This is a genomic window from Pseudooceanicola pacificus (assembly GCF_009789075.1).
GTDB lineage: Bacteria > Pseudomonadota > Alphaproteobacteria > Rhodobacterales > Rhodobacteraceae > Pseudooceanicola > Pseudooceanicola pacificus.
In genome coordinates this window covers 56,843-79,988 of record NZ_WNXQ01000001.1, presented here as the reverse complement: position 1 = coordinate 79,988, position 23,146 = coordinate 56,843, and the positions used below count along the sequence as shown (strand labels likewise).

At 65.9% G+C, this 23,146-nt stretch carries 28 protein-coding genes; 15 read left to right on the top strand and 13 right to left on the bottom strand.

Annotated features, from left to right (window positions below; all coding sequences use genetic code 11):
- Positions 1-103 precede the first annotated feature (103 nt).
- Complete coding sequence (locus tag GLS40_RS00380) at positions 104-391, top strand: HU family DNA-binding protein (RefSeq protein ID WP_160380621.1); 288 nt, start codon at positions 104-106, stop codon at positions 389-391.
- Between the two features lie 180 nt (positions 392-571).
- Entirely contained in the window at positions 572-1,459 is an 888-nt protein-coding gene (locus GLS40_RS00375; RefSeq protein WP_160380620.1) for a DMT family transporter, read from the top strand.
- Between the two features lie 7 nt (positions 1,460-1,466).
- Here the strand turns inward: GLS40_RS00375 and GLS40_RS00370 are convergent, their stop codons facing one another.
- A complete protein-coding gene (locus tag GLS40_RS00370; RefSeq protein WP_160380619.1) occupies positions 1,467-2,078 on the bottom strand; it encodes a glutathione S-transferase family protein in 612 nt (203 codons plus the stop codon).
- Between the two features lie 74 nt (positions 2,079-2,152).
- On the opposite strand from GLS40_RS00370, the gene GLS40_RS00365 reads away from it, so the two are divergent.
- The 3 genes from GLS40_RS00365 (at position 2,153) to GLS40_RS00355 (ending at position 4,081) form a co-directional block, all read left to right on the top strand.
- Entirely contained in the window at positions 2,153-2,851 is a 699-nt protein-coding gene (locus tag GLS40_RS00365; protein ID WP_160380618.1) for a helix-turn-helix transcriptional regulator, read from the top strand.
- A gap of 77 nt (positions 2,852-2,928) precedes the next feature.
- Positions 2,929-3,642, top strand: coding sequence for a cytochrome c biogenesis CcdA family protein (locus tag GLS40_RS00360; RefSeq protein WP_160380617.1), 714 nt, complete (start codon positions 2,929-2,931; stop codon positions 3,640-3,642).
- Between the two features lie 28 nt (positions 3,643-3,670).
- Positions 3,671-4,081: a thioredoxin family protein gene (locus GLS40_RS00355; protein ID WP_160380616.1), complete on the top strand. Its 411-nt coding sequence runs from the start codon at positions 3,671-3,673 to the stop codon at positions 4,079-4,081.
- 73 nt (positions 4,082-4,154) lie between these two features.
- Here GLS40_RS00355 and GLS40_RS00350 read toward each other — a convergent pair whose 3' ends face one another.
- From GLS40_RS00350 to lepB, 5 genes are all read right to left on the bottom strand, one after another.
- A complete protein-coding gene (locus tag GLS40_RS00350; protein ID WP_160380615.1) occupies positions 4,155-4,688 on the bottom strand; it encodes a TetR/AcrR family transcriptional regulator in 534 nt (177 codons plus the stop codon).
- Positions 4,689-4,784: 96 nt separating this feature from the next.
- Positions 4,785-5,114 carry a DUF1491 family protein gene (locus tag GLS40_RS00345; protein ID WP_160380614.1) on the bottom strand — a complete coding sequence of 110 codons (330 nt, stop codon included), beginning with the start codon at positions 5,112-5,114 and terminating at the stop codon, positions 4,785-4,787.
- A 222-nt stretch (positions 5,115-5,336) separates the two neighbouring features.
- On the bottom strand, positions 5,337-6,242 hold the full coding sequence (gene era, locus GLS40_RS00340) for a GTPase Era (protein ID WP_160380613.1): 906 nt from the start codon (positions 6,240-6,242) through the stop codon (positions 5,337-5,339).
- Positions 6,243-6,335: 93 nt separating this feature from the next.
- A complete protein-coding gene (gene rnc / locus GLS40_RS00335) occupies positions 6,336-7,019 on the bottom strand; it encodes a ribonuclease III (protein WP_160380612.1) in 684 nt (227 codons plus the stop codon).
- Positions 7,020-7,053: 34 nt separating this feature from the next.
- Positions 7,054-7,893 (bottom strand): signal peptidase I, encoded by an 840-nt coding sequence (gene lepB, locus GLS40_RS00330; RefSeq protein ID WP_160380611.1) that lies wholly within the window; start codon positions 7,891-7,893, stop codon positions 7,054-7,056.
- Between the two features lie 151 nt (positions 7,894-8,044).
- Here lepB and GLS40_RS00325 point away from each other — a divergent pair, with 151 nt between their 5' ends.
- Entirely contained in the window at positions 8,045-8,779 is a 735-nt protein-coding gene (locus GLS40_RS00325) for an FkbM family methyltransferase (RefSeq protein ID WP_160380610.1), read from the top strand.
- On the opposite strand, the gene acpS is transcribed toward GLS40_RS00325, so the two are convergent.
- A complete protein-coding gene (gene acpS, locus GLS40_RS00320; protein ID WP_160380609.1) occupies positions 8,776-9,207 on the bottom strand; it encodes a holo-ACP synthase in 432 nt (143 codons plus the stop codon). The genes GLS40_RS00325 and acpS overlap by 4 nt on opposite strands.
- 28 nt (positions 9,208-9,235) lie before the next feature.
- Positions 9,236-9,730 (bottom strand): hypothetical protein, encoded by a 495-nt coding sequence (locus tag GLS40_RS00315; RefSeq protein ID WP_235905729.1) that lies wholly within the window; start codon positions 9,728-9,730, stop codon positions 9,236-9,238.
- 352 nt (positions 9,731-10,082) lie between these two features.
- Here GLS40_RS00315 and GLS40_RS00310 point away from each other — a divergent pair, with 352 nt between their 5' ends.
- From GLS40_RS00310 to clpS, 4 genes are all read left to right on the top strand, one after another.
- Positions 10,083-10,979, top strand: a complete 897-nt coding sequence (locus GLS40_RS00310) for a LysR substrate-binding domain-containing protein (protein WP_160380608.1) — start codon at positions 10,083-10,085, stop codon at positions 10,977-10,979.
- Positions 10,976-11,545: a PAS and helix-turn-helix domain-containing protein gene (locus GLS40_RS00305; RefSeq protein ID WP_160380607.1), complete on the top strand. Its 570-nt coding sequence runs from the start codon at positions 10,976-10,978 to the stop codon at positions 11,543-11,545. Before GLS40_RS00310 ends, GLS40_RS00305 begins: the two co-directional genes overlap by 4 nt.
- A 114-nt stretch (positions 11,546-11,659) precedes the next feature.
- A complete protein-coding gene (locus GLS40_RS00300) occupies positions 11,660-12,742 on the top strand; it encodes a histidine kinase dimerization/phosphoacceptor domain -containing protein (RefSeq protein WP_160380606.1) in 1,083 nt (360 codons plus the stop codon).
- A 104-nt stretch (positions 12,743-12,846) separates the two neighbouring features.
- Positions 12,847-13,152 (top strand): ATP-dependent Clp protease adapter ClpS, encoded by a 306-nt coding sequence (clpS, locus tag GLS40_RS00295; RefSeq protein ID WP_160380605.1) that lies wholly within the window; start codon positions 12,847-12,849, stop codon positions 13,150-13,152.
- A 246-nt stretch (positions 13,153-13,398) separates the two neighbouring features.
- Here clpS and GLS40_RS00290 read toward each other — a convergent pair whose 3' ends face one another.
- From GLS40_RS00290 to GLS40_RS00270, 5 genes are all read right to left on the bottom strand, one after another.
- On the bottom strand, positions 13,399-14,109 hold the full coding sequence (locus GLS40_RS00290; RefSeq protein WP_202075739.1) for an ABC transporter ATP-binding protein: 711 nt from the start codon (positions 14,107-14,109) through the stop codon (positions 13,399-13,401).
- Entirely contained in the window at positions 14,106-14,879 is a 774-nt protein-coding gene (locus tag GLS40_RS00285; RefSeq protein WP_160380604.1) for an ABC transporter ATP-binding protein, read from the bottom strand. The genes GLS40_RS00290 and GLS40_RS00285 overlap by 4 nt, the downstream gene beginning before the upstream one ends.
- Positions 14,880-14,881: 2 nt before the next feature.
- On the bottom strand, positions 14,882-16,147 hold the full coding sequence (locus GLS40_RS00280; protein ID WP_160380603.1) for a branched-chain amino acid ABC transporter permease: 1,266 nt from the start codon (positions 16,145-16,147) through the stop codon (positions 14,882-14,884).
- Complete coding sequence (locus GLS40_RS00275; RefSeq protein ID WP_160380602.1) at positions 16,144-17,076, bottom strand: branched-chain amino acid ABC transporter permease; 933 nt, start codon at positions 17,074-17,076, stop codon at positions 16,144-16,146. Before GLS40_RS00275 ends, GLS40_RS00280 begins: the two co-directional genes overlap by 4 nt.
- 78 nt (positions 17,077-17,154) lie before the next feature.
- Positions 17,155-18,393: a branched-chain amino acid ABC transporter substrate-binding protein gene (locus tag GLS40_RS00270; RefSeq protein ID WP_160380601.1), complete on the bottom strand. Its 1,239-nt coding sequence runs from the start codon at positions 18,391-18,393 to the stop codon at positions 17,155-17,157.
- Positions 18,394-18,511: 118 nt separating this feature from the next.
- Here GLS40_RS00270 and GLS40_RS00265 point away from each other — a divergent pair, with 118 nt between their 5' ends.
- From GLS40_RS00265 to GLS40_RS00245, 5 genes are read left to right on the top strand one after another with little or no spacing between them, the layout of a single operon-like run.
- Complete coding sequence (locus GLS40_RS00265; RefSeq protein ID WP_160380600.1) at positions 18,512-19,741, top strand: acyl-CoA dehydrogenase family protein; 1,230 nt, start codon at positions 18,512-18,514, stop codon at positions 19,739-19,741.
- A gap of 11 nt (positions 19,742-19,752) precedes the next feature.
- Entirely contained in the window at positions 19,753-20,874 is a 1,122-nt protein-coding gene (locus GLS40_RS00260; protein WP_160380599.1) for an acyl-CoA dehydrogenase family protein, read from the top strand.
- A gap of 35 nt (positions 20,875-20,909) precedes the next feature.
- Positions 20,910-21,749, top strand: a complete 840-nt coding sequence (locus tag GLS40_RS00255) for an SDR family oxidoreductase (protein ID WP_160380598.1) — start codon at positions 20,910-20,912, stop codon at positions 21,747-21,749.
- Complete coding sequence (locus tag GLS40_RS00250) at positions 21,746-22,207, top strand: MaoC family dehydratase (RefSeq protein ID WP_160380597.1); 462 nt, start codon at positions 21,746-21,748, stop codon at positions 22,205-22,207. The genes GLS40_RS00255 and GLS40_RS00250 overlap by 4 nt, the downstream gene beginning before the upstream one ends.
- A complete protein-coding gene (locus tag GLS40_RS00245) occupies positions 22,204-23,130 on the top strand; it encodes an SDR family NAD(P)-dependent oxidoreductase (RefSeq protein ID WP_160380596.1) in 927 nt (308 codons plus the stop codon). Before GLS40_RS00250 ends, GLS40_RS00245 begins: the two co-directional genes overlap by 4 nt.
- The last annotated feature ends 16 nt before the right edge of the window (positions 23,131-23,146 follow it).

Here is a 23,146-nt window from a genome sequence, read left to right as displayed (position 1 = left end):
AAAAACCCTTATTTCCTTGCACTATTTGTTGTGTTACCACGCAATATCCGGTTAAATGCCGGGGATAAGGCCCAAGACATCGGGCAGATGAAGGAGACCAGCAATGGCAAAGCCGATGACAAAGACCCAACTGGTGGCCGCTCTGGCCGATGAGATGGGCGCCGACAAGAAAACCGCTTCGGCAGCACTGGACGCCGTGACTTCGGTGATCACCAAGGAAGTCGCCGGTGGCGGCGCCGTGACCCTGCCGGGCGTCGGCAAGATCTACTGCCGTGAGCGCCCCGAGCGCATGGTGCGCAACCCCGCGACCGGCGAGCAGTTCAAGAAAGAGGCCGACAAAGTGGTCAAGATGACCATCGCGAAAGCCCTGAAAGACAGCGTTAACGGCTGATTTCAATAGATTTTCCCCATTTTCGGGGTGTCAGGGGTCGCGCAGTGGCGCGGCCCCTTTGCTGTCCTTGGCCAGGGTTCGCGGCGCGCGGCAGCCGTGCAGCGGGCCGCTATCGCCTTTTCCGTGCCGGTGCGATCTGGTTAGGTCGCGCCGAGGCTGGGGAGGCTGGGAGAGCAGTTGATGAATATCCGCGCATTGGCCCTTGGGCTGACCTTTGCCCTGTTGTGGTCTTCGGCCTTTACCTCGGCCCGGGTGATCGTGGCCCATGCGCCGCCGCTGGGCTCGCTGTCGCTGCGATTCCTGATCTCGGGGGCCGTGGGAATCGCCCTGGCCCGCATGATGGGGCAGAGCTGGCACCTGACACGGGCGCAATGGCGCGGCACGGCGATCTTTGGCGTCTGCCAGAATGCGATCTATCTGGGCCTGTTCTTCATGGCGATGCAGACGATCGAGGCATCGCTGGCCTCGATCATGGCCTCGACCATGCCGCTGCTGGTGGCGCTGGCCGGCTGGGTTGTGTTCCGCGACCGGCTGCCGCGCGTGGCGGTGCTGGGTCTGGTGATGGGCTTTGGCGGCGTGCTGGTGATCATGGGCGGGCGCCTGTCGGGCGGGGCCGATCCGACCGGGGTGGTCCTCTGCGTCATCGGGGTGGTGGCGCTGACGGTGGCGACCCTGTCGGCGCGGGGGGCCTCGTCGGGCGGCAATGTGCTGATGGTCGTGGGGCTGCAGATGCTGATCGGCGGCATGGTGCTGGCCGTTCTGGCGCTGATGTTCGAGACGTTCGAGGTGCGATGGTCGTGGCAGCTGGTCGCGGCCTTTGTCTACACCTTGATCTGGCCGGGGCTGGTGGCGACCTGGATCTGGTTCACCCTGGTGAACGAGGTGGGGACGGTCCGGGCCTCGGTCTTCCACTTCCTGAACCCGTTCTTCGGCGTGCTGGTCGCCGCCGTGGTTCTGGGCGAGGCCGTGGGCCTGCGCGACGTGATCGGGGTGGTGATCGTGGCCGCCGGCATCCTGGTGGTGCAGCTGTCCCGGCAGAAGGCGGCGGCCCCCGAAGGGACCGCCTGAACGCGCATCAGGCCACCCGGGCGCGGCTGTCCTGTTCAAGCGCCCAGAGCGCAGCGGGGCGGGCCATGCAGCGGTCGACCCAGTTGGCGATCACCGGGTCCTGGGGCGTGGCCTCGCGGAACCAGGCATAGGGCGAATGCACCAGCAGGTCGGCGGCGGTAAAGCTCTCACCCAGCAGCCAGGGACGGCCATCGGCCAGGGCGGTGCGCAGGCGCTCGACCGCCTCGGGCACGTCGCGGAACGTGGCGTGCAGCACCGGGTGCGACAGGCCCGCAGCCTGCGCGACATAGACCGGCTCCATCACGTCGCCGTACCAGGCCAGCCAGGTCAGGTAGGCGCCGCGCAGCGGATCCCCGATCCGGGGGCCAAGGCCGGCCTCGGGGAACATGTCCGTCAGGTAGAGCATGATCGCCGAGGTTTCGGAAATCAGCGTGCCGTCGTGAACCAGCAGCGGCACCTTGCCGTCGGGGTGCGGGTTCGACGGGTCGCGCCCGCCGGTGCCGTCGATGCGCGGGATCGACACGATCCGGGTCTCGACGTCCTGATCGCGCCCCAGCTCGCGCAGCAGCGACAGCACGCGGGTCGAACGGGTTTTGGGCGAATGGTAGAAGGTCAGCATGTCGGGCTCTCCTTGTTCGATGTGACAGGGGCAGTATGCTGGCACCGTACTGTCAGAATCCGTCAGGAGCCCGCTTGCCCCGCACCGACCGCCTGTTCCGCCTGCTGCATCTGCTGCGGACCCTCCCGCCGCCGGTGACCGCCGCGCGGCTGGCCGAAGAGACAGGCGTGTCCGAGCGCACGCTCTACCGCGATATCGACGCCCTGCGCAGCGGCGGGGCGGTGATCGATGGCGAGGCGGGGTTCGGCTATACCCTGACCGAGGATCCGGCCCTGCCGCCGCAGATGTTCGACCGGCTGGAGGTCGAGGCGCTGGTGCTGGGCCTGGCCGAGGTGCGCCAGATCGGCGACCCCGCGCTGGCCGGGGCGGCAGAGGGGGCGCTGGCCAAGATTTCGGGCTCTCTGCCGGGACGGGTGCAGCAGCAGATCGCCCACGCCGTGAGCATGAGCTATCAGTTCAACCCGCCGCCGGTTCCGCCCTATGTCGCCGAACTGCGCGCGGCCTGCTGGGAGGAACGCATGGTCGACATCGCCTATGCCGACGCGGCGGGGGCGGAAACCGAACGGCGGGTGATGCCCCTGGCCCTGGTCTTTACCGACCGCCACCCGACCCTGCTGGCCTGGTGCTGCCTGCGCGAGGATTTCCGCCGCTTCCTGCTGCCGCGCATCGCCGCGATGACACCGACACAGGCCAATTTCCGCCCCCGGCGCGCGGCGCTGCTGCGCCAGATGATCGACCAGATGGAAGGGGGCTCTGAACTGCGCGCCCGGTAACAAAGCTGGCAACACTGTGAGCGGGATCACGCAGATGTCTGGTGACAGGCCGGCGGCTGTTTGCGCAACTGGCCGCGATGGAACTGATATTTGCATATCTCGCGGGCCTGCTGACACTGATCAACCCCTGCGTCCTGCCGGTTCTGCCCATTGTGCTGGGCACCGCGCTGCAGGCCGGACGGCTGGGCCCTGCGGCGCTGGCCGCGGGCATGGCGCTGTCCTTTGTCGTGCTGGGCGTCACGGTCGCCAGTTTCGGCTACCTGCTGGGCATCGACGAGCAAAGCGTCTCGCGCGCCGGGGCGGTGCTGATGGTGGGCTTTGGCCTGGTGCTGCTGGTGCCCCGCTTCTCGCTGGCGTTTTCCAATGCCACCGGCGGGATCGCGGCAGGGGCCGACCGGGGCATGGGCCGGCTGGACCACACGGGCACCGGCGGGCAGTTCCTGGGCGGCATGCTGCTCGGCGCGGTCTGGAGCCCCTGTGTCGGCCCGACGCTGGGCGGCGCGATCTCGCTGGCCTCGCAGGGGCGCAACCTGGGCTGGGTGACGCTGATCATGGTCGCCTTTGCCGCCGGGGTCGCCACGCTGATCCTGGGCTTCGGTTACGGCGCCCGGTCCCTGCTGACCACCCGGCGCGACCTGCTGCGCGCCATCGCGGCCCGGGCCCGGCCGCTGATGGGCGCGATCTTTGTCGCCGTTGGGCTGGCGATCCTGTTCCGTCTGCACCACATGGCCGAGGCCTGGGCGCTGGACACCCTGCCGGGCTGGCTGACTGATCTGTCGGTCCGGTTCTGACGTATTCATTGCAAACAGAGGAGATGTCATGAAACGACGCGACTTCATCGCAGTGGCCGGGGCAAGCGTGCTGCTGCCCGCCGTCACACGGGCCGCGCCGCTGGACTACACCCCCGGGCTGGTCCGCGACCGTCTGGCCGCGGGCGAAACCGTCTTTCTGGACTTCAAGGCGTCCTGGTGCACGACCTGCAAGGCGCAGGAACGGGTGATGGATAGGCTCAAGGCCGCGAACCCGGCGTATGAGCAGAACATCACCTTCGTGGCGGTCGACTGGGACACCTACGGCAAGTCGACCTTTGCCGCGCGGTTGAAGATCCCGCGCCGGTCGACCCTGGTGGTTCTGAAAGGCGATGACGAGATCGGCCGCCTTGTCGCCGAGACCCGCGAGGACAACATCCGCGCCCTGATGGATGCCGCGCTGACAGCCGCCACGGCCTGATCGCCGGCCCCGCACCATGAAACACCGGAACGCCGCGGGCGATCCGGTGTCATGTCCTTGATCCGCAGATGCGTCAGCGCAGGGCCAGCACCAGGTCCACGATATTGCGCATGGCCGAGCGGTTCGCCTTGTCCCTGCCCTCGGTGATCTGCCTGATCCCGATCCGCGCGGCATAGAGCGCGCGCGGCACATCGGGATTGGTCACCCCGACCTTGTCCAGCAGTTGGGTGATCCGCTCCAGCTGGATGGCATCGACCTTGGCCAGGGCTGTCGCGACATCTTCGTCGGTCCGGGCCCAGGCCCTCAGCGCGGCCTCGGGGTGGCCGGTGTCGGACAGGCCCTCGGCCATCCGGTCGTGCAATTCCGCGATCGCTTCCTTCTTCTTGCCGGGAAGCTCGGGCATGGCGCTGGCGCCGTCGCACCAATGGCCCACGACCTTGCGCTGAAAGTCGGGCACATCTTTGAAATGCCAGTAGAACGACCCCTTGGTCGTCTGCAGCGTCCGCGCAAGCGGTTCGGCCTTGAGGCCCTCGGGCCCGAGGCGGGACAGAGCGTCAATCCCGGCATTCAGCCAGTCTTCGGGAGAGAGTCGTTGTTTTTGGACCATGAACAACTGTCTATTTCTGGTTCTTGGGAAAGTGCAACGCCCAATCCTGCAAATGCACAATCCCTTTTCTATCCGAAACACGAAAATGCATTGGTTTCAATCGGAAATCCCCGGCTCGTCCAATAAATGACGCCCGGTTCTTTCTTCGATTTCGATAACCCACAGATCCGGGTCATATCCGCGCTGTCTGTGAATGGCCGCGTCGACCTCGGATTCCGGGCCCGAGACAAGGGAGGTCCAGCCGCGCTGCCCGGTGCCGGGATCGAAGGCCCGGGTATAGCTGGCGGCCTTGCCATCCAGGGTGCTAACCTTGACCAGCACGGCCCCCGCCGTGTCGTCGCCATGTGCAATGACATAGGCCGGAATATTTTCCTGCCTGAGGCGGGTCAGATAGGCCGAAACCCATATCGAAGTGATCAGGCGCATCGCGCAATCTCCCTCAGGCGGCTTTCCGCCGTTGCGCCAATTCCTGACGCATTAATGCGAATCGGGACATACTCCGGAATTGAGAGAAATGTGACCGCGCCGTTGCAACCTTGCACTTTTCTGCAATAAGGCCCTTTACGTCCACGTCAATTGCGACAGCCGGATGGGCGACGAAAGTAGCACAATTCCTTTGCATCCGGCCCGGGCCGGGCCGCGTCAGGCTCAGTTGCCGTCCTTGAAGTTCAGACCCATTTCCGAGTAGCGCTCGGCCTCGTCCAGCCAGTTCTCGCGCACCTTGACCTGCAGGAACAGGTGGATGCGGCGGCCCATGAACTCTTCCAGCTCTTCGCGGGCGGCCTTGCTGACGGCCTTGATCGTCTCGCCCTTGTTGCCCAGCACGATGCCCTTGTGGCCGTCGCGGCTGACATAGACGATCTGGTCGACCCGGGCAGAGCCGTCCTTGCGCTCTTCCCAGGCCTCGGTCTCGACCGTCAGCTGATAGGGGATTTCCTGGTGCAGCCGCAGGGTCAGCTTCTCGCGCGTCATCTCGGCGGCGATCATGCGCATCGGCAGATCGGCGATCTGGTCCTCGGGGTACAGCCAGGGGCCTTCGGGCAGTTGCCCGGCCAGCCAGCGGCGCATCACGTCGACCCCGTGCCCGCGCTCGGCCGAGATCATGAAGGTCTGGGCAAATTCGAACCGTTCGTTCAGGTCGCGGCTCAGGCCCAGCAGGACGGGCGCCTCGACCCGGTCGATCTTGTTGATCGCCAGTGCCACGGTGCGCCCGGTGGCGACCTCGGGCAGGGTTTCCAGGATGCGCTCCACCCCCTCGGTCACGCCGCGATGCGCCTCGACCATCAGGACGACGACATCGGCATCGGCGGCCCCGCTCCAGGCGGCGGCGACCATCGCGCGGTCCAGCCTGCGGCGCGGACGGAAAAGGCCCGGCGTGTCGACAAAGACGATCTGCGCCTCGCCCTCCAGCGCCACGCCGCGGATGCGGGCGCGGGTGGTCTGCACCTTGTGGGTCACGATGGACACCTTGGCGCCGACCATGCGGTTCAGCAGGGTCGACTTGCCCGCATTGGGCTCGCCTATCAGGGCGACGAATCCGGCGCGTGTGGTCATGAGCGTGCTTTCGATGACAATAGGCGTGCGCTGTACCGGAATTCGGCGCCTGCGGCCAGCGCCTATCTGCAACGGCGCGGGGCGCGGCGCCCGTCAGTCCGCTTCGACCCGGCCCAGCAGGGCGGCGGCCGCCGCCTGTTCGGCCTGCCGCTTGGACCCGGCGGTGGCCGTCGCCTCCTGCCCGTCGGCGAGGCGGGCGCAGATGGTGAAGACGGGCGCATGGTCCGGGCCGCTGCGGTCGGTCTGGATGTAGTCCGGCGGCGGCATGCCCCGGGCCTGGGCCCATTCCTGCAGCGCGGTCTTGGGGTCGCGGGCGTCGGCCTCGACCTTCTTGATGCGCTCGCCCCACAGGCGCAGGATCATCGCCTTGGCCGCGTCGAACCCGCCGTCGAGGTAGACGGCCGCTATCACCGCCTCCATCCCGTCGCCCAGCAGGGCCAGCTTGCGCCGCCCGCCGGTCATCATCTCGGACCGGCCCAGTTTCAGCACCGCGCCCAGGTCGACCTGGCGGGCCACGTCGGCGCAGGCCTCCTTGCGGACCAGGGCGTTGTAACGCGGGGCCAGCTGGCCCTCGGTCGCGGCGCGGTCCTCGGCCAGCAGCGCCTCGGCCATGACCAGCCCCAGAACGCGGTCGCCGAGGAATTCCAGCCGCTGGTTGTCGCTGCGGGTGGGCGAGGAGATCGAGGAATGCGTCAGCGCCCGCTGCAACAGCTCGGCCCGTGCGAAACGGTGCCCGAGGCGCGCCTCGAAGGCCTTCTGCTCGGCCGACAGCTTCACGCCGCCGTCGGGCGCACCCGTGCCCGCCCGTCGATCACGTGATGCCCTTGAAGAAACGGTCGCTGCGCCAGGTCCAGAAGAACAGCATCGAACGCCCGGCAGAAGAGAACATGATCCGGTCCGCCCGGCCGATGAGATTCTCGAAGGGGACGAAGCCGACACCGCCCGCCGCCGGAGCGAACCGGCTGTCCAGAGAGTTGTCGCGGTTGTCGCCCATCATGAAATACTGCCCCTCGGGGACATGGAACACGCCTGTCTCGTCCGAATTGCGATAGGTGCCGATGTTCAGGATGTCATGCGAGACGCCGCCGGGCAGCGTTTCGATCTGGCGCGATTTCAGGCAATCGGCACCGGGGCCGACGGCGCCATTCTCGCAGCGCGGGGGTCGGCCTTCGGGGCCCTGGCGCTCGTAGGTCTCGACAAAGGTGCCGCCGTCTTCCAGTTTCACCGGCTCGCCGTTGATGTAGAGCACGCTGTCCTTCATCTGCACCGTATCGCCCGGCATGCCGACGAGGCGCTTGATGTAGTCCTGCCCGGTGGCCGGATGGCGGAAGACCACGACATCGCCGCGCGTGGGCTGCCGGCCCAGGAAGCGGGTGTTGTCCCCGTCGAGGAAGCCGCAGATGTCCTTGGCGTCGACCTCGATCCCGAAGCGGGCCAGCCGGATCGTCGGGCAGGAGGCGTAGGAATAGCCATAGGCCATCTTGTTCACGAAGAGGAAGTCGCCGATCAGCAGCGTGTCCTTCATCGACCCGGAGGGGATCCAGAACGGCTGGTAGAAGACGGTGCGAAAGACCCCGGCGATGAGCAGGGCCCAGAAGATCGTCTTGACGGTTTCCCAGATTGCGCCGCCGATGCCGCCTTCTTTTGCCATTGTCTCTGTCCCTGCTGGTGCCTCGCAGGTTTCATGGGTGGACGCGTACGGGGAGTCAAGGCAGGTTGCTGTGTGGAGTTGCGGGGTTGCGACCAGATTACGCAATCTGTTTCAGCGGGCCTCGCGCCCCCGGACGGTAAGGACATCGAACATGGACGAGGCTGACGACGCGTTCGAAGTGCCTTTTCGCCGCGTAAAACTGAGCCATGAACGGCTGGGCTATGCCACCGAAGTCTGCATTCCCTTCAGGGCGCTGCATCGCCCGGCCCTGCGGCACAACCTCGAAGGCCAGTATTACGAGCCGCTATCTCATTTGAACTTCAAGCGAATCCTGGACCGGAAGGGCAACGGGTCGGTCATCCATGCCGGCGCGTTCTACGGCGACATGCTGCATACGCTGTCCTGTTCGGCGTCAGTGGTGCATGCATTCGAACCCGTCCTTGAAAATTTCGTGCTTGCGCGTGTCAACGCGATGCGGATGGGGCTGGGGAATGTCCGGCTCCAGAATGCGGCCCTGTCGGATGCAAACACGATTGTCGGAATCGTGACAGAACAGGAAGACGGTCGCTTTGCCGGGGGGGCGTCCACCATTGCGGATGATGACGGCAGGGCACGCGAACTTGTTCCCGCGTTCCGCATAGACGACCTGCCGCTGAACGACATCTGCCTGATACATCTGGATATCGAAGGGCACGAGGCCAGCGCACTGGAAGGCGCCAGGCGCACCATTCACAGGGATCGTCCGGTCATCATGATCGAGGACAATTCAGGCAACTGTCCGCCGATCCTGTCCAGCCTGGGCTATGAACACGCGTTCAAACGCGGCGGCTTGTCCTATTGGGCGACCGAGACGGATATCGCGTTCGTGAAGACCTTGGTCCGCTAGCTGCGGAACGGGCCGCGCTCCGGTTCGGGCGCAAGGGGCCGGGCCTCGATCACCACGAAGGCCTGTGCCCAGGGGTGATCGTCGGTCAGGGTGACGTGGATGATCGCCTCGTGCCCCGGCGGGGTCATCGCGGCCAGACGCTCCGCCGCCCAGCCTGTGACATGCATCACGGGCTGGCCGGTGCGCAGGTTGCTGACGGCCATGTCCTTCCACGAGATGCCCATGCGCAGGCCGGTGCCAAGCGCCTTGGAACAGGCCTCCTTCGCCGCCCATCTCTTGGCATAGGTGCCGGCGGTATCGGCGCGGCGTTCGGCCTTGCGCTGTTCGGTCTCGGTGAAGACACGGTTGCGGAACCTGTCGCCGAAACGCTCCAGCGTGCCCTCTATCCGTTCGATATTCGCCAGGTCGGTGCCGATGCCCAGGATCATGCCGCGCCCCCGGCCCGCCCGCGGGGTGTCATCCGGCCACTCGCGCCGAGATATCGCCGGTCGCCTGGTTGATCAGCACGTCCAGCATGGTTTCGCGCGGGATGTCACCCTGGCCGTACAGTCTGATGGGCACACGGACGGTCAGCCCCAGGGCTGGATCATAGCTGGCTTCGGCGGTTTCCAGGTCCATGCTGTAAAAGCCCATGTTGCCGGGCCCCTCGATCAGGCGGCACTGGCGGTCGCCGATCTCGTCATAGGGCGGCGAGAGGACCAGCAGGTAGAAGGGCGCGCCGGCCGGTTCGATCATGTCGATCATGGCCAGGCGGATCGCGCCGCTGGCAAAGGTGCGCGTACTGGCGTCCCAGGGTTCGGCCAGGTTGCGGGCGCTGGCGCGCGCGTCGCAGTCCTGAACCTGCTGCGCAGTGGCGGGCGCGGCAAAGGCGATGGCCAGTGTCAGGGCCAGTGTTACGGCCAGTGTCGGGGCCAGCATCAGGGCCGGCAGGATAGGCCGGGCAGGTCTCATCTTTCAGCTCCGGGGCGGAAGGCCCCGCAGAGTCAGATAGCAGCCGCCCGGCGCGGGTCCAAGCGGGGGCGTGCGCCCGAGGCATGCCGCACCGCCCGTTCGGGGGCCGCCGCCCGCGGCGGGGTTGGCGGGGGCGACAGCGGCAAATCCGCCAGATCGCGCAGCGACATCCGTGCGATATCCGGATTGGCAAACGGATCGCAGCTGGACGGTCGGGGCGGTTGCCCTTGGGTCATCAAATGTCTGAACCAATTTCGCATGGTTTTCTCCTTTCTTCAGATAGCCGGAATATGGGGGGCCGCAGGGCAATAAGGAATTGCATGTTCTGTGATGGCTAATTTAGAAAATCTGAATGGATATCCTGCGACGCACCCACTTGAACGGCCTTCGCGCGGCCGAGGCGGTGGCCCGGCTGGGCACCTTGGCGGCCGCGGCGCGTGAACTGGGCGTCTCGCCCGGGGCCGTCAGCCAGCAGGTCACCCGGTGCGAGGCCTCGCTGGGCCGCATCCTCTTTGACCGCAGGCCGGGCGGTATGGTGCCGGTGCCCGGCAGCCAAGAGACATTCCGCCTGCTGCGCGAGGGATTCGGGCAGCTTTCCGCCGCGGTCGAGCTGACGCAGAGGGACCGTTCGCAGGTGTTGACCGTGTCGGTCGCCCCGATCTTTGCGGCGCGCTGGCTGATCTGGCGGCTGCCCGATTTCACCCGGGCGCATCCCGAGCTGCGCATCCGGATCGACAGCAGCATCGGGCTGGTGGATCCGAATGCGGGGGATATCGACTTTGCCATCCGCATCGGGCGCGGCGGCTATCGCGGTGTGCGCAGCGAACGCCTGCTCGACCAGCTGGTCACGCCGGTCTGCAGCGCCGACTGGGCGCGCCGTCTGCACCAGCCGCGCGACCTGGCCCATGTCCCGATCATCCGCGAGCCAAGCCCGATGTTCGGATGGGACGCCTGGCTTGGCCCCGAGGGGCTGAGCGAGGACCTGCTGGGCGACGGGCCGGAGTTCAACGAGGCCTCGCTGTGCCTGGACGCCGCAATGGCGGGGGAGGGGGTGTTCCTTGCCTTCGAAACCCTGTGCCGTGACGCGCTCGACCGGGGCCAGATCGTCGCGCCATTCGGCCGGTTCCACCCAACCGGCCTCAGCTACTGGCTGGTCTCGGCGCAGGAGCGGTCGCTCTCGCAGCCGCAGCGCCTGTTCCGCGGCTGGCTGATGGGCGCGCTGGAAGGGTCGGGGATGGGCCGGGCATGAGCACGGAGCCCCTGGATGACGCTGCGGCGCTGGCCTTCGACCATGCGCCTGTCGCCATCGTGCTGACCGAGCACCGGGTGATCCGCAGCTGCAACGCGCCCTTTGCCGAACTCTTCGGCTATGACCGCGCCAGCCTGATCGGGCAGAGCTTTCGCCTGCTCTACGACAGCGAGAAGGAATTCGAGGACATCCGCGACATCGGCCTTGGCCCGCTGCGCGATGCGGGACTTTACTCGGACGAGCGTCTGATCCGCCGGCGTGGCGGCGACCGGATATGGTGCCGGTTCCGCGCCCGGACCCTGACCCCCGAATCGCCGCTGGACAGGCTGGTCATGACCTTTGCCCCGCTGGGCGAGGCCGCCGCCGCGCCCTTGACCTTGACGTCGCGTGAGCGCGACGTGGTCGCCGGGCTGGCCCGTGGCGGCACAAGCAAGGAGATCGCCCGCCAGCTGGGCCTGTCCCCGCGCAGCGTAGAGGACGTGCGCGCAAGACTTTTGCGCAAATTCGAGGTCCGCAATGCCACCGAATTGCTGGCCCGGTTGACCGGGCCGGGATTGTCTGGATAGCTGCCGACGCCCGGAGGGCGGGATTGCTTCGAAAAGAATTCATGTATAGAGAATGCCAGTTCCCCGCCGCGCAACCATGATCATTTCCCGACCAGCAGACACGACAGCAGCACCATGAAAGCCGACATTCACCCCACGCAGGAAGCCAGACTGGCGGCGCTGCGTGAATATGACGTGTTGGACACCAAGCCGGAGGCGGTGTTCGACGATATCGTCAATCTGGCTTCGGCCATCTGCGGCATGCCGATGTCCATCATCAGCCTGGTGGATCGCGACCGGCAATGGTTCAAGGCCGAGGTCGGAATGGGCACGCGCGAAACCACTCTGGAAGGTTCGATCTGTTCGCATGCCATCCTGACGGACGGGTTTCTGGAAATCACCGACACCACCACCGATCCGCGTACGCTGGACAATCCGCTGGTGCTTGGCGACCCCAAGCTGCGGTTCTACGCCGGCGCCGCGCTGACCACGCCCGACGGCCTGCCCATCGGGTCGCTCTGCGTGCTGGACCAGAAGCCGAACGAGCTGACGCCGCTGCAGCGGGACACGCTCAAGGTGCTGGCCCGGCAGGTGATGACGCAGCTCGACCTGCGCCGCGCCCTGCACGAGGCAGAGTTGCTGCGCAAGGAGGTGGATCACCGGGTCAAGAACTCGCTGCAGTCCATTTCGTCCCTGACGCGGCTGCAGGCCCGCCGGGCCGAACATCCCGGCACGCGCGAGGCGCTTGGCATCGTGCAGCGCCGGGTCGACACCGTTGCCGCCCTGCATGAGGCGCTCTATCGCTCGGCCACCGACGGCATGGTGGCGATGCGCCCCTTTGTCGAAAAGGTGGCCACCCTGATCAGCGGCGGCGCGCCCGAGAATGTCTCGATCCAGGTCGATGTGGCGGATGCCGAGATCTCCTCGACCCAGGCGACGGCGCTTGGCGTGATCCTGAACGAATTCGCGGCCAACACCTTCAAACATGCCTATCCCGACGGCCGGCCCGGCGTCCTGTCGATCCGCGGGGAATGCGAGGGCGACAGCATTCTGCTGACCTGCTCGGACAATGGCGTGGGCCTGCCCGCGGAACGCGAGGGCGGCTCGCTCGGCCTGCCGGTGATGGAGGCCTCGGCCCACCAGATGCGGGCGGCCTATTCGCTGACGGGCAATTCCGACGGCACGGTGATGAAGCTGGATTTCCCGGCGGACTGCTGAACCGGCGGGCAGTGCGCCTTTTGCGGGTTTTTGGTGGATTCCGACGCCCCGATGGCCGATATTGGGCCAAGATTGCCACGGTCCCGCAGCCAAGAGGTCCGGAGATGCAAGACACCGTCACCCTGCCAAAGACCAAGGCCAAGCCCCGCACCGAGCGGCCCAAGCTGTACAAGGTCATCCTGCTGAACGACGATTTCACCCCGCGCGAATTTGTCGTAACGGTGCTGAAATCCGTGTTCCGGATGACCGAGGGCGAGGCCTATGGCGTGATGCTGACCGCGCATCGCAAGGGGGCCTGCGTGGTCGCCGTCTACACCCGCGAGGTGGCCGAGACCAAGGCCGGCATGGCCAACGACTGGGCCCGCAGCCAGGATTATCCGCTGGCCTTCACCACAGAGCGCGAGGAATAGCCGGGGCCGGCTGGCGTCCGCCCGATCGGGGTGGCGGCCGGGGCCCGCGGGCCGTTGGACTCGCCTGCCGGGGTGGCGTCCAAGAAACGACAGGCTGGCCCGGCAGGGATTGCCACCGCGCGCGTCGTCGATGCGTGGCCCGGCCCTCACCCCCCGATGCCAGTGTCCTGACACCCGCGCCGGGCCAAGGAAAAACCCCGCCGGAAACCGGCGGGGCCATGTGTTGCGGCTTGCGGCCGGGGTCTCTCAGACCTCCAGCCATTCCTTGCGGACGTCGTCGCGGGTCTTGAACTCTTCCGGAGTGCCGCCATAGACGATCTCTCCGTGGCCCATGACATAGACCCGGTTGGCGATGCGCAGGGCAATCGACAGCTTCTGTTCGACCAGCAGGATCGAGACACCGGCCCTGGCGATCTCGGCGATCATGTCACCGACCTGCTGCACGATCTTGGGGGCCAGCCCTTCGGTCGGTTCGTCGATGATGATCAGGTCCGGGTCGCCCATCAGGGTCCGGCACATGGTCAGCATCTGCTTTTCGCCGCCCGAGAGGACCCCCGCCATGTTGTCCGCCCGCGAGCGCAGGTTGGGGAACATGTCGAGCATCTGCTCGATGGTCCACTTGCCCTGCTTGCGCATGTCCTTGATGCCCAGCATCAGGTTCTGCCGGACGGACATGGTGGGAAAGATGTCCCGGTTCTCGGGGACATAGCCCAGGCCCAGGCGGGCGATCTTGTGGTTGGGCAGGCCCGCGATCTCCTGCCCCTTGAACTTGACCGAACCCACGGGCGCGACCTCGCCCATGATCGCCTTGGCGGTGGTCGAACGCCCCACGCCGTTGCGGCCCAGCAGGGCGATGACCTCGCCCGGCATGATTTCCATGTTCACGCCGTTCAGGACATGCGACTTGCCGTAATAGGCATGCAGGTCGGTGACGGACAGCATCGGTTCGGTGCTCATGCCGTGGCTCCTTCGAAGTGGTCCGCTTCCTCGCCCAGGTAGGCCTCGCGCACGCGCGGATCGCCCCGGATCTCGGAGGGTTTGCCGGTGGCGATGATCTCGCCGTAGACGAGGACCGAGATACGGTCGGCCAGGCCGAAGACCACGCCCATGTCGTGTTCCACGATCAGCAGGGTCTTGCCCTTGGCCGCCTTTTCGATCAGCGCCACGGCGCGGTCGGTTTCCGAATGCGACATGCCCGCCGTCGGTTCGTCAAGCATGATGACCTCGGCGCCGCCCGCGATGGTGATCGCGATTTCCAGCGTCCGCTGGTCGGCATAGGGCAGCAGCGAGGCCGGCAGGTTCGCCTTGTCGAGCAGCCCGACCTCGTTAAGGATATGGGCCGTCTTCTCCTGCACTTCCTTCAGATTGCCGACGTTGCGCCAGAAGGAATAGCCGTAGCCGAGCGACCACAGCACGCCGCAGCGCACATTCTCGCGCACCGACATGTTGGAGAAGATGTTCGACACCTGGAACGACCGGGACAGGCCCATGCGGTTGATCTCGAACGGCTTCTTGCCCGAGATCACCTGACCGTTCAGCTCGACCGACCCGCTGCTCAGGGAATAGAGCCCCGAGACCAGGTTGAAGAGGGTCGATTTCCCGGCGCCGTTCGGCCCGATGATCGCGTGGCGTTCACCCTTGGCGATCTCAAGATCGACGCCCTGGATGATCTTGGCGGGGCCAAAGCTCTTCTGGACGTCGGTCAGTTTGAGTACGGGGGTATTCATGGTCACACCTCCTCTGCCTTGCGCGTGACATGGCGTGTCAGCCAGATGCCAGCGGCCAGCGGCACGACGGCCAGGATCCAGGTCAGCACGCTTTCCGGCGGCAGCGACAGGCCGAAGGGTTCGAACACCTCGCCGTAGCCCTCGGAGTAGCGGAAGGCCACCTCGACGATCACGATGACGGAAACCGCCATCAGCGCGACGCCCAGGGCCCGCAGGGCGAACTGGCCCAGCACCTCGGCGGTCTTGCCCTTGCGCACCGCGTCATAGCCGCCATAGACCATGCCCGCGATGCCGTTGGGCACGAACATCACCACGCAGATGAAGAGCAGGCCCAGATACAGCAGCCAGCCGGCCGAATAGTCGGACAGGTTCGACTGCATATAGGTCAGCACGATGGCGCCCATGATCGGCCCGGTGAAGTAGCGGATCCCGCCGATATAGGCCGCGATCAGCACCGCGCCCGAGGGGATCAGCGACAGGGATTCCGGGGTGAAGATCTCGTCCTGCACCGCCGCCATGCCGCCCGACATGCCCGCGAAGGCCCCCGAGAAGATGAACACCAGATAGCGCACCCGCGTCGGGTTGAAGCCGATGAACTGCACCCGTTCCGGGTTGTCGCGCGTCGCCTCGGACAGCTTGCCCAGGGGCGTGCGGGTAAAGGCGAACATCAGCGCCACGCCGACGAAGGTCCAGAAGGCGATGAACCAGTAGACCTCGTCCAACGGGCCCAGCGACAGGCCCAGGAACTCCGGCCCCGACATGCGGTCGCCGGAAATGCCCATCTCGCCGCCGAAGAAGCTGTCGAACATGTAGGCAAAGGCCGCCATCAGTTCCGCCACGCCGAGCGAGATCATCGCGAAGGGCGTGCCCGAGCGTTTGCACGAGGGCCAGCCGATGACCGCACCGGCCAGGGCACCCATGGCAAAGCCCCAGATCGGCATCGAGAACACCGGAACAGAGGACCAGAACCCGCCGTCCGAGGCGTCGATCCAGTTCAGGATGTGGACGCAGAAATAGCCCCCCAGCCCGACATAGACCGCATGGCCGAATGTCAGCAGCCCGGCCCGGCCGAGCAGCATGTTGAACGCCAGGGCAAAGACGATGTTGATGCCCATGTGGTTCAGCAGGGTCAGCGTGGTGCGCGAGGGCCCGAAGAACGGGATCACCACCAGCAGCAGGGCGAACAGGATCAGCGGCAGGATCCGCTGGCGGAACTTCTCGGACCGGCTGGGTTCGAGCGCCGCGTAGTCTGTGGTCATATCGGTCATACCTCACGGTCCCCCATAAGCCCGGTCGGGCGCACGATCAGGATCAGCACCAGAAGCAGGAACGGCAGCATCGGCGCCATCGAGGCGATCGTGATCGACCCGAATTCCGACGTGGGCGACAGCCCGAGGAAGCCGAAGATGTCGGCGAAGGAGGCGTTGATCGAAATCGCAAAGGTCTGCAGCAGGCCGATCAGCATGGCCGCGACGAAGGCGCCTTCGAGCGAGCCGAGCCCGCCGACGACAACCACCACGAAGACGATGGGCCCCATCTGCACGGCCATGGCCGGGTCGGTGATGAAGTAGTTGCCCCCGATCACCCCCGCGAGGCCGGCCAGCGCGCAGCCGGCGCCGAAGACGCCCATGAAGATGGCCGGCACGTTGTGGCCCAGGTGGCCCACCATGTGCGGATGGGTCAGCGCCGCCTGGATGATCAGGCCCGCGCGGGTCTTCTTCAGCAGGTACCACAGGGCGCAGAGCATGAAGATGGCGACGAACAGGATGAAGATCCGGTAGGCCGAATACTGCGCGTTGTAGATGGTAAACAACGGAAAGTTCAGCGCATCGGGCACCTGGTAGTTCACCGAGGTCCGGCCCCAGACGATCTTGACGATCTCGTCGATCAGATAGGCCAGGCCGAAGGTGAACAGCAATTCGGCGACGTGGCCGTTGGCATGCACGCGGCGCAGCCCCCAGCGTTCGACGCCCATGCCCACGACACCGACGATGATCGGCGCCAGGATCAGCGCGACCCAGTAGTTGGTCGCCCCCATCACCGTATAGGCGAAATAGGCACCCAGCATGTAGAAGCTTGCGTGCGCGAAGTTGAGGACGCCCATCATCGAGAAGATGAGCGTCAGCCCGCTCGACAGCATGAACAGCAGAAGGCCGTAGATAATGCCGTTGAGCAGGGAGAAAACGATGGTTTCCATTGTTTGCCCCTGAGGAAAAAAGAGCGCCGCGTCCTCGGTGAACGCGACGCTCTCTATGTCAGTTGGGATGGGTGCGGATTACTCCGGACGTTCCATCTTGCAGGTGGTCGGGGCTTCGGCCGCGGTTGCGGGGATGGTGCCGTTGTCTACCAGTGCCCAGCCCAGGTCGATGTTGTCGACGCCGTATTTGACGTCTTTCGACACGGTCGAGATGTACAGCGGCTGCTGTGCCTGGTGGTCTTCGGCCCGCATGGTCACGGTGCCGTAGGCGCCGTCATAGGTCAGCCCTTCCAGTGCCTTGGCCACGGCGATGGGGTCGTTCGAACCGGCCTTCTCGGCGGCCATGTCGAACATGTTCATCGTCACGAAGGCACGGTGATAGTAGTAGTCGTAGTCCGGGAACCGGTCCTTGTACTCTTCGATCAGCGCGTACTGATCGTCGCTGGCTTCGAGGTTGGTGATACCCTCGGTCACCTGGTAGAGCGTGCCGATGGAGCCTTCGCCAAGGGCGGCAACCGCACCCAGCGACCCGCCGTAGAAGGTCAGGAACGGGATCTTCAGGCCGGAATCGGCGGCTGCCTTGACCAGCAGCGTCATGTCCGAACCCCAGTTGCCGGTGATCACGGCGTCGGCGCCCGACGAGATGATCTTCTGGATGTAGGGGGTGAAGTCCTTGACCTTGGCGAGCGGGTGCAGCTCGTTTCCGACGATCTCGATGTCGGGGCGCTTTTCGCTCAGCTGTTCCAGCGCCGCGGCGGCAACCGCTTCGCCAAACACATAGTCCTGGCCGATCAGATAGACCTTCTTGATGTCATCGCGGCTTTTGATCCAGTCCGTGATGGCGTTCATCTTCATGTCGGCATGCGCGTCAAAGCGGAAGTGCCAGAACGAGCAGGCCTCGTTGGTGAAGGCGGGCGTCACGGCGGCGTAGTTGAAGTAGACGACTTCTTCGCCGGGGTTACGCGCGTTGTGCTTGTTCACCGCGTCGATGATCGCGGCTGCCACGGACGAGCCGTTGCCCTGCAGGATATAGCGGGCGCCCGAGTCGATGGCCTTTTGAAGCTGCACCAGCGACTCCTTGGGCGACACCTTGTTGTCGTAGCCGACAACCTCGATCTGGTCGCCGTTCACGCCGCCGGCTGCGTTGATGTGCTCGGCCGCCAGCTTGAACGAGGTGAAGCCGGCGTCGCCGGAGCTGCCCATCGGGCCCGACAGCGGGTCGATGAAGGCGAATTTGACAGTATCGGCCGAAACCGAACCCGCCATGGCAAGTACGGAAACGGTTGCCGCGAGCGCGGCACGTTTGAAGTTGGTCATGGTAGTCCTCCCGAATGAGAAAAGCCGCGAACCTGAAAAGGCTTTCCTTGCCGCCGATCAAAAGGTCTGCTAGCCCCAATGTCAAGAACTAGTAGAAATTTATTCTGCATTGCAGAACATGGCCCGAGGGAGGAGGACCCAAGTGGTTGATTTCGCACAGGACCCGCAGCCATTCCGCGAACAGATTTCGGCGTTCATAGCCGAAAATTGCCCGAAAGAGCTTCGTGACATGCCAGCATCCGAACGTTCGGTATGCTGGGGTGGCAAGCGCTGGGTGTTCTCCTCCCCTGCACAGAAGTCGTGGCTGGAGGCGGCCTCCTCTGCCGGCCTCACCGCGGCGCGCTGGCCGGTCGCCTATGGCGGTGCCGGACTCACGCGCGCACAAGAGAAGATCTTTCGCGAGGAGATGGCAAGGCTCAAGGCACCCTCGCCGCTGGAATCCTTTGGTCTCTGGATGCTTGGCCCGGCCCTGCTGGCCTTTGGCACGGAAGAGCAGAAGCTGCATTTCCTGCCCCAGATCACCCGGGGTGAAATCCGCTGGTGCCAGGGTTATTCCGAACCGGGCGCCGGGTCGGACCTTGCCAGCGTGCAGACCCGGGCCGAGGACAAGGGCGACCACTGGCTGGTGAACGGGTCCAAGATCTGGACCAGCTATGCCGACCACGCCGACTGGATCTTTGCCCTGGTGCGCACCGACCGCGAGGCGCCCAAGCATCGCGGAATCAGCTTCATGCTGATCGACATGGAAAGCGAGGGGGTCAGCACCAAGCCGATCAAGCTGATCTCGGGCTATTCGCCGTTCTGCGAAACCTTCTTCGAGAACGTGAAAGTGCCCAAGAGCTATGGCGAGAACATTCCCGCCCAGGTGGGCGAGGTGAACCGCGGCTGGGACGTGGCCAAGCATCTGCTGACGCATGAACGCACGATGATCGGCGGCGGCGGGTCGGGCTCTGCTGGCGGCATCCTCGGGGGGCGGTCGCTGGGCGCCTTCCTCGGCTCGCTGGAAGAGGGCGTGCTGGACGAGCCGGTGATCCGCTCGCAGGCGATGGAGCTGGAGGTCGACACCCTGGCCATGGGTATGACGCTGGAGCGCTACAAGGACATGGCCAAGGCGGGCGGGGTCGGCAATGCCTCGGCCATGCTGAAATACTACGGCACCGAGCTGAACAAGCGCCGCTACGAACTGCTGATGAGCGTGACCGGCAGCGAGGGCGTGGAATGGGACGGCCCGCACGGCACGGTGGCGGCGGAATGGCTGCGCACCAAGGCCAACTCGATCGAGGGCGGCACGACCGAGGTGATGCTCGACATCATTTCGAAACGCGTTCTCGAACTGCCGACGAAGTAAGGACTGCCGCCATGACCAGCCTGATGCTGAACGAAGACGAAACCATGCTGCGCGATTCGGCGCGCGGGTTTCTGGACGACGCCGCCCCGGTGAAGATGCTGCGCACCAACCGCGACAGCGGGCGGGCCTATGATCCCGGGTTCTGGAAGGAGATGGCCCAGATGGGCTGGACCGGCGTGCTGGTCCCCGAAGAGGCCGGCGGGTCCGACATGGGCCACCGCGCGGCCGGCATCCTGGCCGAGGAGATGGGCGTGACGCTGGCCGCCTCGCCCTTCATCTCGTCCGCCGTGATGGCCGCGACCGCCCTGCGCGGGGCGGCCAGCGACCGGCTTTCGGGCATTGCCGACGGGTCGGCGATCTATGCCATCGCGGTGGACGAAGGCACCAAGCACGGCCCCGAAAAGACCGCGCTGCAGGCCGAACGCAGCGGCAACGCCTTCCGCCTGTCGGGGCGCAAGACATTTGTCGCCGACGGCGGCAGCGCCGGGCGGGTGCTGGTGCTGGCCCGTACCGCCGGTGCCCCGGGCGAGGCGGCGGGGCTGACGCTCTTCGATCTCGACGCGGATCGCGCCGGGTTGAGCCGGAGCGCCAGGAAGACCGTCGACAGCCGCGATCACGCGCAGCTGGATTTCGACGGGGTCGAGGCGACGGGCGACGACATTGTCGGCGAACTCGACAACGGCATGGCGGTGCTGGGCCTGGCCCTGCGCGCCGGGCAGGCCGCGCTGTCGGCAGAGCTGACGGGCCTATCTGCCGGGGCCTTTGCGATGACCGCCGGCTACCTCAAGGAACGCAAGCAGTTCGACCGGATCATCGGCAGCTTCCAGGCGCTGCAGCACCGCGCGGCACATATGTGGAGCGAGATCGAAGTGACTGCCTCTGCCATCGCCAACGCCGGTAGGGTGCTGGACGAGTCGCCCGACGAGTCGCAACTGGCGGTGTCGGTCGCCAAGGCGCGCGCCACGCAGACCGCCAAGCTGGTCGTCAGCGAAGGCGTGCAGATGCACGGCGGGATCGGCATGACCGACGAATTCGACATGGGCTTTTTCATGAAACGCGCCCGGGTCGGCGCGGAATGGCTGGGCGACTACGGGTATCACGCGGCGAAGGTCGCCGCGGCCCGGGGGTTCTGAGGCGGGCCCCGGCGTCCAGTGGAGGAAGACAGACCATGACCCCCGACAAGTTGTTCGACCTGACCGGCAAGACAGCGCTGATCACCGGCGGCGCCAGCGGCATCGGCTTCATGGCGGCCGAGGGCTTCATGGGCGCCGGCTGCAACGTGATGATCGCCTCGCGCAAGGCGCGCAACTGCGAGGGCGCGGCGGCCGAACTGAACAAGCTGGGCCTGCCCGGCAAGGCCGAGGGTTTTGCCGGCGACGTCGGCAGCCAGGAGGGCGTCGAGGCGCTGGTCGCAGAGGTCATGTCCCGCACCGACAGGCTGGACATCCTGATGAACAACGCCGGCAAGACCTGGGGCGCGCCGCTGGAGGAATTCCCCTACGAGGGCTGGAGCCGGGTGTTCGACGTGAACGTCACCGGCATGTTCTACCTGACGCAGAAGCTGCTGCCCCTGCTGCGGAACTCGGCAACGCCGGCCGATCCGGCGCGGGTGATCAACGTCGGGTCCATCGGCGGCTGGCAGCCGCGCGGCGGCAATGCGCATTCCTATGGCGTGTCCAAGGCAGCGGTGCATTTCATGACCCAGACGCTGGCATCCAAGCTGGCCGAAGAGCACATCACGGTGAACGCCATCGCGCCGGGGCCCTTCATGTCCAAGATGATGGCCTTTGCCATCGGCACCCCCGAACAGCGCGAAAAGGCGGGCCGGAACATCCCGCTGGGCCGGGTGGGCGAGCCCGAGGATATCCAGGGCGCGGTCCTGTATCTCGCGTCTCGGGCGGGGGCTTATGTCACCGGGCACACGATCCCGATCGCCGGCGGCGCCAATGCCGGGATCGCGGTGCCCGCGAACAAGGTCAAGGCAACAACAGTAGTGGATGACGAATGACCAGAGACGAACTGAACACCATGATCGGCAAGGAGGTCGGGACCTCGAAGTGGTTCCTGATCGACCAGTCCCGGATCGACTCCTTCGCGGATGTGACCGAGGACTGGCAGTATATCCATGTCGATCCGGACAAGGCCAAGGACAGCCCCTTTGGCGGCACCATCGCGCATGGGTTCCTGACCCTGTCGATGCTGTCGGCCATGGTCTACGACGGCGGCCCCAAGGTCGACGGCGTGGTGATGGGCGTGAACTACGGCTTCGACAAGGTGCGGTTCGTGTCGCCGGTCAAGGTCGGGACCAAGGTGCGCGCGGTCTTCACCCTCGACGCGGTCGATCAGAAGGGGCCGAACGAGATCCAGACCACGCTTGGCGTGACGGTCGAGATCGAGGGCCAGGACAAGCCCGCCCTGGTCGCGCAATGGCTCGGCCGGCGCTATTTCGCGGAGGCCGCGGCATGAGCATCAGCTACAAGGGACGTGTCGCCATCGTCACCGGCGCGGGCGTGGGCCTGGGCCGCAGCCATGCGCTCGGCCTGGCCGCGCGGGGGGCCAGGGTTGTCGTGAACGACCTCGGCGTCGCAACCGACGGCACCGGCCAGTCCAGCGCCCAGGCCGAGGCCGTGGTGGCCGAGATCAAGGCCATGGGTGGCGATGCGATGGCGCATGGCGCCAATGTCACCGATCCCGATCAGGTGCAGGACATGGTCGACCAGGCCATCGCCAAATGGGGCAAGGTCGATATCCTTGTCTGCAACGCGGGGATCCTGCGCGACAAGACCTTCGTGAAGATGGAGCTGGACGACTTCCGCAAGGTCGTCGAGGTCCATCTCATGGGCTCGGTCGTGCCGACCAAGGCGCTGTGGGAGCATTTCCGCCAGAACGAATACGGGCGGATCGTCTACACCACCTCGGCCTCGGGGCTCTACGGCAATTTCGGCCAGTCGAATTACGGGGCCGCCAAGGCGGGTGTCGTCGGGCTGATGAACGTGCTGACCCAGGAAGGGGCCAAGTACAACATCCGCGCCAATATCCTGGCCCCCACGGCGGCCACGCGGATGACCGAGGGGCTGCTGCCCGACCAGGTGCTCGACCTGCTCAAGCCCGAGACGATCACCCCCGGCCTGCTGACCCTGCTGCACGAGGACGCGCCCAGCCGGATGATCCTGGGTGCCGGCGGCGGATGCTTTGCCGAATGCCGCATCTACGAGACCCAGGGCGTGGCCTTTGGCGACGACGAGCTGGACCCCGATATCATCGCCGCCCGGATGGACGAGATCCGCGACGAGACGGGGCAGGAGATCATGCCGGGCGCCTTCGCCCAGACACGCAAATACGCCCGGATGGCCGCGGAAAAGCGCGGCATCACGCTTCCGGACAAGTAACCCAGAGAGGAGAGAC

Bases quoted from the DNA above. Each gene is read 5' to 3' on its own strand.
- acpS (WP_160380609.1), bottom strand. From the start codon at position 9,207: ATGATCCTGGGCATCGGCACCGACCTGGCGAATATCGAACGGATAGAG.
- GLS40_RS00260 (WP_160380599.1), top strand. From the start codon at position 19,753: ATGACCAGCCTGATGCTGAACGAAGACGAAACCATGCTGCGCGATTCG.
- lepB (WP_160380611.1), bottom strand. From the start codon at position 7,893: ATGGCAAAAGAAGGCGGCATCGGCGGCGCAATCTGGGAAACCGTCAAG.
- GLS40_RS00360 (WP_160380617.1), top strand. From the start codon at position 2,929: ATGGAACTGATATTTGCATATCTCGCGGGCCTGCTGACACTGATCAAC.
- GLS40_RS00350 (WP_160380615.1), bottom strand. From the start codon at position 4,688: ATGGTCCAAAAACAACGACTCTCTCCCGAAGACTGGCTGAATGCCGGG.
- GLS40_RS00245 (WP_160380596.1), top strand. From the start codon at position 22,204: ATGAGCATCAGCTACAAGGGACGTGTCGCCATCGTCACCGGCGCGGGC.
- GLS40_RS00375 (WP_160380620.1), top strand. From the start codon at position 572: ATGAATATCCGCGCATTGGCCCTTGGGCTGACCTTTGCCCTGTTGTGG.
- GLS40_RS00305 (WP_160380607.1), top strand. From the start codon at position 10,976: ATGAGCACGGAGCCCCTGGATGACGCTGCGGCGCTGGCCTTCGACCAT.
- GLS40_RS00275 (WP_160380602.1), bottom strand. From the start codon at position 17,076: ATGGAAACCATCGTTTTCTCCCTGCTCAACGGCATTATCTACGGCCTT.
- GLS40_RS00290 (WP_202075739.1), bottom strand. From the start codon at position 14,109: ATGAGCACCGAACCGATGCTGTCCGTCACCGACCTGCATGCCTATTAC.
- GLS40_RS00265 (WP_160380600.1), top strand. From the start codon at position 18,512: ATGGCCCGAGGGAGGAGGACCCAAGTGGTTGATTTCGCACAGGACCCG.
- GLS40_RS00300 (WP_160380606.1), top strand. From the start codon at position 11,660: ATGAAAGCCGACATTCACCCCACGCAGGAAGCCAGACTGGCGGCGCTG.
- GLS40_RS00255 (WP_160380598.1), top strand. From the start codon at position 20,910: ATGACCCCCGACAAGTTGTTCGACCTGACCGGCAAGACAGCGCTGATC.
- GLS40_RS00250 (WP_160380597.1), top strand. From the start codon at position 21,746: ATGACCAGAGACGAACTGAACACCATGATCGGCAAGGAGGTCGGGACC.
- GLS40_RS00370 (WP_160380619.1), bottom strand. From the start codon at position 2,078: ATGCTGACCTTCTACCATTCGCCCAAAACCCGTTCGACCCGCGTGCTG.
- GLS40_RS00325 (WP_160380610.1), top strand. From the start codon at position 8,045: ATGGACGAGGCTGACGACGCGTTCGAAGTGCCTTTTCGCCGCGTAAAA.
- GLS40_RS00315 (WP_235905729.1), bottom strand. From the start codon at position 9,730: ATGAGACCTGCCCGGCCTATCCTGCCGGCCCTGATGCTGGCCCCGACA.
- clpS (WP_160380605.1), top strand. From the start codon at position 12,847: ATGCAAGACACCGTCACCCTGCCAAAGACCAAGGCCAAGCCCCGCACC.
- GLS40_RS00270 (WP_160380601.1), bottom strand. From the start codon at position 18,393: ATGACCAACTTCAAACGTGCCGCGCTCGCGGCAACCGTTTCCGTACTT.
- era (WP_160380613.1), bottom strand. From the start codon at position 6,242: ATGACCACACGCGCCGGATTCGTCGCCCTGATAGGCGAGCCCAATGCG.
- GLS40_RS00310 (WP_160380608.1), top strand. From the start codon at position 10,083: ATGGATATCCTGCGACGCACCCACTTGAACGGCCTTCGCGCGGCCGAG.
- GLS40_RS00380 (WP_160380621.1), top strand. From the start codon at position 104: ATGGCAAAGCCGATGACAAAGACCCAACTGGTGGCCGCTCTGGCCGAT.
- GLS40_RS00345 (WP_160380614.1), bottom strand. From the start codon at position 5,114: ATGCGCCTGATCACTTCGATATGGGTTTCGGCCTATCTGACCCGCCTC.
- GLS40_RS00355 (WP_160380616.1), top strand. From the start codon at position 3,671: ATGAAACGACGCGACTTCATCGCAGTGGCCGGGGCAAGCGTGCTGCTG.
- GLS40_RS00280 (WP_160380603.1), bottom strand. From the start codon at position 16,147: ATGACCGATATGACCACAGACTACGCGGCGCTCGAACCCAGCCGGTCC.
- GLS40_RS00285 (WP_160380604.1), bottom strand. From the start codon at position 14,879: ATGAATACCCCCGTACTCAAACTGACCGACGTCCAGAAGAGCTTTGGC.